We start from the raw sequence: 11,417 nt of genomic DNA, 5'->3' as shown, positions 1-11,417 counted from the left end.
AGGCAAGGCAACTTCGGACAACATGAATTATTTTAAAGGGTACACTCTCAGAACCTTAAGTAAGTTTTGGACAGGATTGCCAATGAGAACCTCAAAATTGTCCAAATCCAGCCCAATTCGAATACGATTAGCATTAAGAAACACATAGCTGTATTTTATTATTTTAAAAAATAAATATGGAAACATTTACTATTGAAATTTCTTAATGTTTACTAGATATATTTAAATGTTTTTCAGAATTTTTTAAAATGAATATAATTTTTTGCTTAATGGTGGACAAGGTATGTGTCATTATATAAAATGAAAACGGAGTCAATTTTTAGAAGAGTATGATATAGGAGGATGGGAAATGAATATCCATGAGTATCAAGGGAAAGAGATCCTCAGAAAGTACGGGGTTGCGGTTCCAAACGGTAAAGTGGCATTCACTGTTGAAGAAGCTGTGGAAGCTGCAAAAGAATTAGGCACACAGGTTTGTGTAGTTAAAGCACAAATTCATGCTGGCGGACGGGGGAAAGCTGGCGGTGTTAAAGTTGCGAAAAACCTTGATGAGGTTCGTACATATGCAAGCGAAATCCTCGGTAAAACTTTGGTAACACACCAAACAGGTCCAGAAGGTAAAGAAGTGAAACGCCTGCTTATTGAAGAAGGCTGTGATATCAAAAAAGAATATTATGTTGGATTAGTTTTAGACCGTGCTACTTCACGTGTTGTTTTAATGGCTTCTGAAGAGGGCGGAACGGAAATTGAAGAGGTTGCTGAAAAGACTCCAGAGAAAATTTTTAAAGAAGAAATTGATCCAGTGGTCGGCTTACAGCCTTACCAGGCACGTCGAATTGCATTCAATATTAATATTCCAAAAGAATTAATTAATCAGGCTGTTAAATTTATGACAGCTTTATACACTGCGTACATCGATAAAGATTGCTCAATTGCAGAAATTAACCCGCTGGTTGTTACAGGTGATGGTAAAGTAATGGCTCTTGATGCTAAATTAAACTTTGATTCAAATGCTCTATATCGTCAGAAAGACATTCTAGAGTATCGTGATCTTGAAGAAGAAGATGCAAAGGAAATCGAAGCATCTAAATACGATTTAAGCTATGTTGCATTAGATGGTAACATCGGCTGTATGGTTAACGGTGCCGGACTTGCAATGTCCACGATGGATATCATTAAACATTACAGCGGCGATCCTGCTAACTTCCTTGATGTTGGGGGCGGCGCGACAGCTGAAAAGGTTACAGAAGCATTCAAAATTATCCTTTCTGATCCAAACGTAAAAGGTATTTTCGTCAATATCTTTGGTGGAATCATGAAGTGTGATGTTATTGCTGAGGGTGTAGTAGAAGCAGCTAAGCAAGTTGGGCTAAGTGTTCCACTTGTTGTTCGCTTAGAAGGAACAAATGTTGAATTAGGTAAGAAAATCTTAGCTGAGTCAAGCGTAGAAATTATTGCTGCTGAATCCATGGCTGATGGCGCACAAAAAATCGTTTCATTAGTGAAATAGGATCAAAGAAAGGGGAATTAACGTGAGCGTTTTTATTAATAAGGATACAAAAGTTATTGTTCAAGGGATTACTGGTTCAACGGCCCTTTTTCATACAAAACAAATGCTTGAATATGGTACACAGATTGTCGGTGGTACATCTCCAGGAAAAGGCGGAATGGAAGTAGAAGGCGTGCCTGTTTTTAATACAGTTAAAGATGCTGTTGATGCTACAGGGGCTACTGCATCTGTTATTTACGTACCAGCACCATTTGCAGCCGATGCGATTATCGAAGCAGTTGATGCGGATTTAGATCTTGCTATTTGTATTACTGAACATATTCCGGTTTTGGATATGGTAAAAGTAAAACGTTATATGGAAGGCAAAAAGACCCGCTTAGTAGGTCCAAACTGTCCGGGTGTTATCACTCCTGATGAATGTAAAATTGGTATCATGCCTGGTTACATTCATACTAAAGGACATGTAGGGGTTGTTTCACGTTCTGGAACATTAACTTACGAGGCTGTTCATCAATTAACGCAAGCAGGAATTGGTCAAACAACTGCTGTGGGTATTGGTGGCGACCCTGTTAACGGAACAGACTTCATCGATGTATTAAAGGCATTTAATGAAGATCCTGAAACATATGCAGTTATCATGATTGGTGAAATCGGTGGTACAGCAGAAGAAGAAGCTGCTGAATGGGTTAAGGCTAACATGACAAAACCTGTGGTTGGCTTCATTGGCGGACGTACTGCACCTCCTGGAAAGCGTATGGGCCATGCTGGTGCGATTATTTCAGGTGGAAAAGGTACAGCTGACGAAAAAATCCGTGTTATGAACGAATGCGGTATTAAAGTAGCTGACACACCATCCGTAATGGGCGAAACACTAATCGAAGTATTAAAAGAACAAGGCTTATACGAAAAGTGTAAAACTCATTAAAAACTAATTACACATCATCAGGATAAACAGAAATAGTCTCTCACTCATGAGGGGCTATTTCTTCTTTTTTAATATAATATTGGAGGTATGTGTTAAATGGACGACTTTAAAGAGAAATTGATTCATTTGCTTCATTATCCAAATCTCTCGTGGAACACGATTTTACAAATCCTAAAAAAAGATCCCACCCTAAAAAACCTCTCTCGAATACAAACTGACTCAACACAGCAAAGCTTCAATTTTCCATCCTGTACCCGCGAAGATCTTGCTCCTAAATCAACCATTCTCCCACTTCCATTCGAAGTCATTCATGACCAAATCCGCCAATACGAAACCAATGATATTGCCGTTATCACTATTTTTGATAAAGAATATCCCCATTATTTAAAAGAAATTTATCAGCCACCATGGGCACTATTTATTAAAGGGGATGTATCCTTATTAAATCATGAACCTAAACTTGCTGTAGTGGGATCACGACAGGCTACTCAATATGGTAAAAATGCAATTAAATCCATCTTCCCCCAACTTATTGATAATGGCGTACTTATTGTAAGTGGCTTAGCAAAAGGAATTGATGCATTAGCACATGAATTTGCTATTAAAAATGGCGGGAAAACAATAGCTGTTATTGCTGGAGGCATCTATCACATATACCCAAAAGAAAATATGAATCTTGCTTTAGAGATGTTGAAAACACAGTTGATTGTCTCTGAATATCCCCCAGATACAAAGCCACTTCGATGGCATTTTCCATTTCGAAATCGAATAATTAGCGGTCTATCCAGAGGTACCTTTATTATAGAAGCAAAAAGAAAAAGCGGATCACTCGTCACAGCGAATTATGCAGTAAATGAAGGTCGAGATGTATTTTCGTTGCCTGGCAGTATTTATAATCCATGTTCAGCAGGGGCTAACGAGCTAATCCAACAAGGGGCAAAACTTGTGACATGTGCAGGGGATATTTTAGAGGAAATAAGATAAAACTCTAGGTTAAAAGGGAATATTGGGAATAAAAGTAGAGTTTTTGCAGGTTTTTTTCGATAAAATGGAGAAATTAGCTAAAAAAGGTTGCAATAATTTCTAATATGTTATACATTTTCCAACAGAAGTTCGAAAAAATGGCTAAACATAAATTACTATTAAAATTAACTTATAAATGAATCATTATTGGGATAGGGCAGTTTTGTAAAGTATTTTCTCCGGTTCTTGTTATTAACTAGAATTTAGGAAAACTTCTCAAATAGTAAGCACCAAAGAAATAGGCTTAAGCCAATTTCAAGGCGCTTTCACACTTTCCCTCTTAAGGAGGATAAAGAATGGCAGATTTTCTAGTAATCGTGGAATCACCTGCAAAAGCGAAAACGATTGAGCGTTATTTAGGAAATAAATATAAAGTAAAAGCATCTATGGGACATGTTCGTGATCTACCAAGAAGCCAAATGGGAGTCGGCCCAGAGAATGGATTTGAACCCAAGTATATTACCATCCGAGGCAAGGGTCCTGTATTGAAAGAATTAAAAACAGCAGCCAAAAAAGTGAAAAAAGTCTTTCTTGCAGCCGACCCCGATCGCGAAGGGGAAGCAATTGCATGGCATTTAGCTCACAGTCTAGATGTTGATATTCATTCAGATTGTCGGGTGGTTTTTAATGAAATTACAAAAGAAGCAATTAAGGAATCTTTTAAACATCCTCGTCCGATTAATATGGACCTAGTTGATGCACAGCAGGCACGGAGGGTTTTAGACCGGCTTGTAGGCTACAATATCAGTCCGTTATTATGGAAGAAAGTAAAAAAAGGATTGAGCGCTGGGCGTGTCCAGTCAGTTGCAGTCCGCCTGATTATTGATAGGGAAAATGAAATTAAAGCGTTTACTCCTGAGGAATATTGGACAATTGAAGGAGAATTTTTAAAGGGAAAAGACCATTTTAGTGGGTCATTTCATTCCCTTGTTGTAAATTCCCTTGTTGGAAGAGAAAAAACGGAGCTAGCCTCAGAGCAGGATGTTCAAGCGGTATTGAAGCAGTTAGATGATAACAAGTTTAAAGTTGTCTCAGTGACTAAAAAAGAAAGAAGAAGAAACCCGGCACCACCTTTCATTACTTCTTCTTTACAACAAGAAGCAGCTAGGAAACTTAATTTTCGTGCGAAGAAAACCATGATGCTTGCACAACAGCTGTACGAAGGTATTGAGCTTGGGAAAGAAGGAACAGTTGGACTCATTACCTATATGAGAACAGATTCAACAAGAATTTCCGAAGTTGCTCAAACAGAAGCAGCAAATTATATAAAAGCTGAGTTTGGTGAAAGCTTTTTAAAGGAAGAGCAAAGAAAAGAGAAAAAACAGTCGAATGCTCAAGATGCCCACGAAGCTATTCGTCCGACTAGTACATTCAGGGATCCGAACAGCATAAAGGAATTTCTTTCTCGAGATCAATTCCGCCTCTATAAATTAATTTGGGAGCGCTTTTTAGCAAGCCAAATGGCACAGGCGGTAATGGATACGATGAGTGTAGATTTACAAAATGGAAATGTGATTTTCCGTGCAACTGGATCAAAGATCAAGTTTCCTGGTTTCATGAAAGTGTATGTAGAAGGATCGGACGATCAAGTAGATGGCCCAGATAAAATGCTACCAGATTTAAAAGAAGGGGATGAAGTCTTTAAAAAAGACATCGAACCTAAACAGCATTTCACACAGCCACCACCAAGATATACCGAGGCAAGATTGGTGAAAACGTTAGAAGAACAGGGTATTGGCCGCCCGTCGACATATGCACCTACTCTTGATACGATTCAAAAGCGCGGTTATGTTGCCTTGGACAATAAGCGATTTGTGCCAACGGAACTTGGTGAAATTGTTCATGAGTTAATGGTCGAGTTTTTCCCGGATATAATAAATGTAGAATTTACTGCTAAGATGGAGCAAGGCTTAGATAATATTGAAGATGGTAAGGTCCGTTGGGTTCAAATTATTGATGAATTTTACCAAGACTTTGAAACGCATTTAGTAAAAGCCGAAAAAGAGATGCAGTCTGTAGAGATCAAAGATGAGCCTGCAGGCGAAGACTGTGAAAACTGTGGAAGCCCAATGGTGTTTAAAATGGGACGCTATGGAAAATTTATGGCTTGCAGTAATTTTCCAGATTGTCGAAACACCAAGCCAATCGTAAAAGAAATTGGCATGACTTGTCCTAGCTGTAAGGAAGGTCAGGTTGTTGAACGAAAGAGTAAGAAAAAGAGACTTTTTTACGGTTGTACCAGATACCCAGAATGTGAATTCATATCTTGGGATAAGCCACTACCAAGACCTTGTCCAAAATGTGAGGGCTTGCTTGTAGAAAAGAAATTGAAAAAAGGTGTACAGGTACAATGTACGGAATGTGACTATAAGGAAGAGCAACAGAGTTAAAAGGGTGGAAAATCTCCGCTCTTTTTTTATTTGTGAAATAAAAAACTTTTTTGTTTTTAATTCGTATAGTACAATGCAAGATGGACTTAAATGAGGGAAAGGTAATTGTATATGCTTTTTCTCTTTAAAAATTGGATATAAATGTAATAGGAAGTTTATCCAGGAGGTTTATAAATGAATGATGTAACAATAAATGTTGTTGGTGCTGGATTAGCAGGAAGTGAAGCAGCATGGCAAATAGCTAAACGTGGTGTAAAAGTCCGTCTTTACGAAATGCGTCCTGTAAAACAGACTCCTGCCCACCATACAGATAAATTTGCTGAATTGGTTTGTAGTAATTCACTACGAGCAAATACATTAACCAATGCTGTAGGTGTGCTTAAAGAAGAAATGCGAAAGCTGGATTCTGTTATTATTGCAGCAGCAGATGCTTGTTCCGTTCCAGCCGGTGGAGCTTTAGCGGTTGATCGTCATGAATTTGCTGCTAAGGTAACGGAGTTAGTCAAGAATCATGAAAATGTAACGGTAGTAAATGAAGAGGTAACTAAAATCCCTGAAGGTCCAACGGTTATTGCCACGGGTCCTTTAACGAGTGCAGACCTTTCTGCAGAATTAAAGAACCTAACGGGTGAGGAATATCTTTATTTTTATGATGCAGCAGCTCCAATCCTTGAAAAAGAAAGCATTGATATGGATAAGGTTTACTTAAAGTCACGCTATGATAAGGGTGAAGCCGCCTATCTTAATTGTCCCATGACGGAAGAAGAGTTTAATCGATTTTATGAAGCACTTATTTCGGCGGAAACAGTTCCGTTAAAGGATTTTGAAAAAGAGGTCTTTTTTGAAGGGTGTATGCCAATTGAAGTGATGGCTTCAAGGGGAAAAAAGACAATGCTTTTCGGTCCATTAAAGCCAGTTGGATTAGAAGATCCAAAAACAGGGAAAAGACCATTTGCAGTGATACAGCTTCGTCAAGATGATGCAGCCGGAACATTGTTTAATATTGTCGGTTTTCAGACACATTTAAAGTGGGGGGCACAAAAAGAAGTTATTCAGTTAATACCGGGTCTCGAAAATGCTGAGATTATCCGTTATGGTGTTATGCACCGGAACACCTTTATTAACTCGCCCAAAGTCCTTAAGGGAACCTATCAATTCCGGAATAGAGAAGATTTATTTTTTGCTGGCCAAATGACTGGTGTGGAAGGATATGTGGAATCAGCAGCAAGTGGTCTAGTTGCTGGGATTAATGCTGCAAGGTTAGTTTTGGGGAAGGAAACTGTTGAATTTCCTACTGAAACAGCTATTGGAAGCATGGCTCGTTATATTACTACTGCTAATGCAAAAAACTTCCAGCCTATGAATGCTAATTTTGGTTTATTTCCTGAACTCCCCGTTAAAATTAAGGGTAAACAAGAAAGAAATTTAGAACATGCAAATCGAGCGCTAGACACAATTCAGAACTTTGTGAAAGTTTTGTAAAATTTATTGCAAGGGCTAGGGAAGTATGTTACTATTTAGTAGCCCTTGTGAGGTGAATTTTGTGACAAATGTGAATGTTTTCTTAAAGTTATTTCTAGAGTATTTACAAATGGAACGTAATTACTCAAAATATACAATTGAACATTATCAACATGATATCGTTGATTTCTTTACGTTCATGGCTGAGCAAGCCATAAATGAGGTCGAAATGGTTCAATATCATGATGCCAGGCTTTACCTTACCAGATTGTATGAAAAAAAACTTGCAAGAAAAACGGTTGCGAAAAAAATATCTGCTTTAAGAAGTTTCTATAAATTTTTGCTTCGGGAAAAGTATGTAGAAAGCAATCCTTTTTTGCTACTAACAATACCAAAGCTTGAAAAACGGTTACCACAATTCTTTTATGAAAATGAACTTACATTATTATTTGATTCGTGTGAAACTAATACACCCTTGGGTCAGAGGAACAAAGCATTACTAGAACTTTTATATGGAACAGGGATACGTGTAAGTGAGTGCTGTCAAATTAGCTTAAAAGATCTTGATTTTTACCTATCAACAATATTGATTCATGGAAAAGGGAACAAGGAACGATATGTACCTTTCGGAAGCCAAGCAAAAGCTGCATTAGATTTATACATAAATGATGGCAGGAAAAAGCTAATAGCCGATAAGCAATCCATTGAGGCTTTATTTGTTAATAACCGCGGCGGTCTATTAACAACTAGAGGTACAAGGAAAATATTGAATCAAATGATTGAAAAATCTGCTTTGGATTCAAGTATTCATCCACATAAGCTACGGCATTCCTTTGCAACCCACTTACTCAATAATGGTGCAGATTTACGTTCAGTCCAAGAATTGTTAGGGCATGCTTATTTATCTTCAACCCAGGTGTATACACATGTAACCAATGATCACTTAAGGAAAACGTACATGGCCCATCATCCCAGGGCATAAATGTATAAAAATTTTCATATGGATTTTTAATGGTTACATACAATTTACTTATTTGTTTGTAAACGGAAAATACTCCTATAGGAGGTCAATTAAATGAATCAATTTCATGCAACAACGATTTTTGCGATTCATCATAATGGTCAGTGCTCTATGTCAGGTGACGGTCAAGTTACATTTGGTAATGCAGTAGTGATGAAGCACACAGCAAAAAAAGTTAGAAAGATATTTAATGGTAGAGTGTTAGCGGGTTTTGCTGGGTCTGTTGCTGATGCTTTCACCTTATTTGAGTTATTTGAAGGCAAATTAGAGGAATTTAACGGCAACTTACAAAGAGCGTCAGTTGAATTGGCAAAAGAGTGGAGAAGTGACAAAATTCTTAGAAAACTTGAAGCCATGTTGATCGTTATGGACCGTGAAAATTTATTATTAGTATCTGGTACCGGGGAAGTCATCGAACCAGATGATGGCATACTTGCGATTGGATCAGGTGGGAATTATGCACTCGCAGCAGGGCGTTCCCTCAAAAAATATGCGGGTGATCATCTGACTGCGAAAGAAATAGCGAAAGCTTCTTTAGAAATAGCTGCGGAAATATGTGTGTACACGAACCACAATATTATTGTTGAAGAGCTATAACGGGAAGGAGACTGAAGAATGGGAAAAGTTAATACCAATAATTTAACCCCCCGCCAAATCGTCGAAAGACTTGATCAATATATTATTGGACAGAAAGATGCTAAGAAAGCAGTTGCTATTGCCTTAAGAAACCGCTATAGAAGAGGATTATTAAATGACAAGCTTCGGGATGAGGTCATTCCTAAAAATATTTTAATGATCGGACCAACGGGGGTTGGGAAAACAGAGATTGCACGGAGAATTGCAAAACTTGTTGGTGCACCCTTTATTAAGGTTGAAGCTACTAAATTCACTGAAGTTGGTTATGTTGGTCGTGACGTAGAATCAATGGTAAGAGATTTGGCTGAAACGTCCGTTCGTTTAGTTAAAGAAGATCGAATGCAAAGTGTGAAAGAGCGAGCCGAAGAAAATGCTAACAGCAGGCTTGTTGATTTACTCGTTCCATCAGCAAAAAAATCAACGAATTATAAAAATCCGCTAGAAATGTTATTTGGTGGAGGAAATTCACCTTCTGAACAGGAGGCACCTCAAGAAGATTATTCCGTTCAGGAAAAAAGGAAAATCGTCAAAGAGAAATTGGCACTAGGCCAATTAGAGGATGAAATGGTTACTGTTGAAGTAGAGGAACAAGCGCCTTCTATGTTTGACATGCTTCAAGGTTCTGGCATTGAACAAATGGGTATGAATATGCAAGATGCACTTAGTAGCTTTATGCCTAAAAAACGTAAGAAAAGGAAACTAACTGTTCGTGAAGCGAGGAAGGTTTTAACCAATGAAGAAGCCTCCAAGCTGATAGATATGGATGAAGTAACCTCTGAAGCTATTTATCGTGCTGAACAAACTGGTATTATTTTTATTGATGAAATTGATAAAATAGCCAGCAAGAATTCAGGTGGTTCTTCAGCAGATGTATCAAGAGAAGGTGTTCAACGAGACATCTTGCCAGTGGTTGAAGGTTCAACAGTTGTAACCAAATATGGTTCTATTAAAACCGATCATATTTTATTCATTGCTGCAGGGGCATTTCACATGGCTAAACCGTCCGATTTAATACCTGAACTACAAGGGCGTTTTCCAATTCGTGTGGAACTAACAAAGCTTACAGTAGATGACTTCTTTAGAATTTTAATCGAACCTGATAATGCTTTAATTAAGCAATATCAAGCTTTATTGGAAACAGAAGGTATACAAATTGAATTTTCTGACGATGCTATTCGTAGAATTGCAGAAGTAGCTCATGATGTGAATCAAAATACCGACAATATTGGTGCGAGACGACTTCATACAATCTTAGAAAAGCTTTTAGAAGATTTATCTTTTGAAGCTCCAGATATCACGATGGAGAAAATCACCATCACACCACAATATGTTGACGAGAAACTTGGAGCAATCTCTAAAAACAAAGACTTAAGTCAATTTATCCTATAGGAATGTCTAGTTTGTCGCATGGCAAAATTCTCATTCTTTATATACCTATTACGTCAAAATAGTTACATTTAAAAATTTTATATTGGTTGTAGTCAATTAGGAGGAAGAAACAGATGGATTTACTTACAAAAACTAGACGGATTAATGTGTTATTACAAAAAGCTGCAGGAAAACCGGTAAACTTTAAGGAAATGTCTGAGACATTAAGTGAAACGATAGAAGCGAATGTTTACATTGTAAGCCGTCGTGGAAAGCTTCTTGGATTTTCAATTTATCAACAAATTGAAAACGAGAGAATGAAGAAAATGTTCGAGGATCGTCAATTTCCTGAGGAGTATACAAAAGGCCTATTCAATATTCAAGAAACTTCTTCAAACTTGGATATTGAAAGTCAATATACAGCTTTCCCTGTAGAAAATAGAGATTTATTCCGTGAAGGTTTAACAACAATCGTTCCAATAATTGGTGGGGGAGAACGTCTTGGTACATTAATCCTTGCAAGATTGCAAGAGAAGTTCCATGATGATGACCTAATCCTTGGTGAATATGGTGCGACTGTAGTAGGTATGGAGATTTTACGTGAAAAATCAGAAGAGATTGAAGAAGAGGCTAGAAGTAAAGCAGTCGTTCAAATGGCTATTAGTTCATTATCATATAGTGAGCTTGAAGGAATTGAACATATTTTTGAAGAACTTAATGGTTCTGAAGGCTTGCTGGTTGCATCAAAAATTGCTGACCGCGTTGGTATTACTCGTTCTGTTATCGTAAACGCTCTAAGAAAGCTTGAAAGTGCAGGGGTTATTGAATCTCGTTCCCTTGGTATGAAAGGTACGTATATTAAAGTCTTAAATGATAAGTTCCTTGTTGAACTTGATAAATTAAGATCTAACTAAAAAAAAATCTCCAGGTGTGAGCCTGGAGATTCTTTTTTTTAAGGCTGTGTTAAAGAACATTGTTGATTTTTATACTCTGTTGATTGGAGCGGAAGGCACGAAGACTCCTGTGGGAGTACGGTTCAGGAGAGACCCCGCAGGCGCAAGCGCCGAGGAGGCTCGCCGAAAC

General features: G+C 37.8%; 9 protein-coding genes. All 9 read left to right on the top strand.

Features of this window, described 5'->3' with window-relative positions; translation table 11 throughout:
- The first annotated feature begins 349 nt into the window (after positions 1-349).
- The 9 genes from sucC to codY all read left to right on the top strand — a co-directional run bounded on the left by sucC (position 350) and on the right by codY (position 11,248).
- Positions 350-1,510 carry an ADP-forming succinate--CoA ligase subunit beta gene (sucC, locus tag ABES03_RS09380; protein ID WP_308080190.1) on the top strand — a complete coding sequence of 387 codons (1,161 nt, stop codon included), beginning with the start codon at positions 350-352 and terminating at the stop codon, positions 1,508-1,510.
- A 22-nt stretch (positions 1,511-1,532) separates the two neighbouring features.
- Positions 1,533-2,435, top strand: coding sequence for a succinate--CoA ligase subunit alpha (gene sucD, locus ABES03_RS09375; RefSeq protein WP_430117029.1), 903 nt, complete (start codon positions 1,533-1,535; stop codon positions 2,433-2,435).
- A 96-nt stretch (positions 2,436-2,531) separates the two neighbouring features.
- Positions 2,532-3,419, top strand: coding sequence for a DNA-processing protein DprA (dprA, locus tag ABES03_RS09370; protein ID WP_430117028.1), 888 nt, complete (start codon positions 2,532-2,534; stop codon positions 3,417-3,419).
- 335 nt (positions 3,420-3,754) lie between these two features.
- Entirely contained in the window at positions 3,755-5,848 is a 2,094-nt protein-coding gene (gene topA, locus ABES03_RS09365; RefSeq protein ID WP_430117027.1) for a type I DNA topoisomerase, read from the top strand.
- Between the two features lie 174 nt (positions 5,849-6,022).
- Positions 6,023-7,330 (top strand): FADH(2)-oxidizing methylenetetrahydrofolate--tRNA-(uracil(54)-C(5))-methyltransferase TrmFO, encoded by a 1,308-nt coding sequence (gene trmFO / locus ABES03_RS09360; RefSeq protein ID WP_430117026.1) that lies wholly within the window; start codon positions 6,023-6,025, stop codon positions 7,328-7,330.
- A 25-nt stretch (positions 7,331-7,355) separates the two neighbouring features.
- Positions 7,356-8,291 (top strand): tyrosine recombinase XerC, encoded by a 936-nt coding sequence (gene xerC, locus ABES03_RS09355; protein ID WP_430117025.1) that lies wholly within the window; start codon positions 7,356-7,358, stop codon positions 8,289-8,291.
- Between the two features lie 93 nt (positions 8,292-8,384).
- Positions 8,385-8,927, top strand: a complete 543-nt coding sequence (gene hslV / locus ABES03_RS09350; protein ID WP_430117024.1) for an ATP-dependent protease subunit HslV — start codon at positions 8,385-8,387, stop codon at positions 8,925-8,927.
- An 18-nt stretch (positions 8,928-8,945) separates the two neighbouring features.
- Positions 8,946-10,355, top strand: coding sequence for an HslU--HslV peptidase ATPase subunit (gene hslU / locus ABES03_RS09345; protein ID WP_430117023.1), 1,410 nt, complete (start codon positions 8,946-8,948; stop codon positions 10,353-10,355).
- Between the two features lie 113 nt (positions 10,356-10,468).
- On the top strand, positions 10,469-11,248 hold the full coding sequence (gene codY, locus ABES03_RS09340; protein WP_430117022.1) for a GTP-sensing pleiotropic transcriptional regulator CodY: 780 nt from the start codon (positions 10,469-10,471) through the stop codon (positions 11,246-11,248).
- Positions 11,249-11,417 lie beyond the last annotated feature (169 nt).

This window comes from Neobacillus rhizosphaerae, assembly GCF_050477885.1.
GTDB lineage: Bacteria > Bacillota > Bacilli > Bacillales > Cytobacillaceae > Neobacillus > Neobacillus rhizosphaerae_A.
This window is presented reverse-complemented; position numbering and strand designations above follow the sequence as displayed.

Coding starts and splice junctions, on each gene's coding strand:
- topA (WP_430117027.1), top strand. CDS start 3,755: ATGGCAGATTTTCTAGTAATCGTGGAATCACCTGCAAAAGCGAAAACG.
- codY (WP_430117022.1), top strand. CDS start 10,469: ATGGATTTACTTACAAAAACTAGACGGATTAATGTGTTATTACAAAAA.
- sucC (WP_308080190.1), top strand. CDS start 350: ATGAATATCCATGAGTATCAAGGGAAAGAGATCCTCAGAAAGTACGGG.
- trmFO (WP_430117026.1), top strand. CDS start 6,023: ATGAATGATGTAACAATAAATGTTGTTGGTGCTGGATTAGCAGGAAGT.
- hslV (WP_430117024.1), top strand. CDS start 8,385: ATGAATCAATTTCATGCAACAACGATTTTTGCGATTCATCATAATGGT.
- xerC (WP_430117025.1), top strand. CDS start 7,356: ATGTTACTATTTAGTAGCCCTTGTGAGGTGAATTTTGTGACAAATGTG.
- hslU (WP_430117023.1), top strand. CDS start 8,946: ATGGGAAAAGTTAATACCAATAATTTAACCCCCCGCCAAATCGTCGAA.
- dprA (WP_430117028.1), top strand. CDS start 2,532: ATGGACGACTTTAAAGAGAAATTGATTCATTTGCTTCATTATCCAAAT.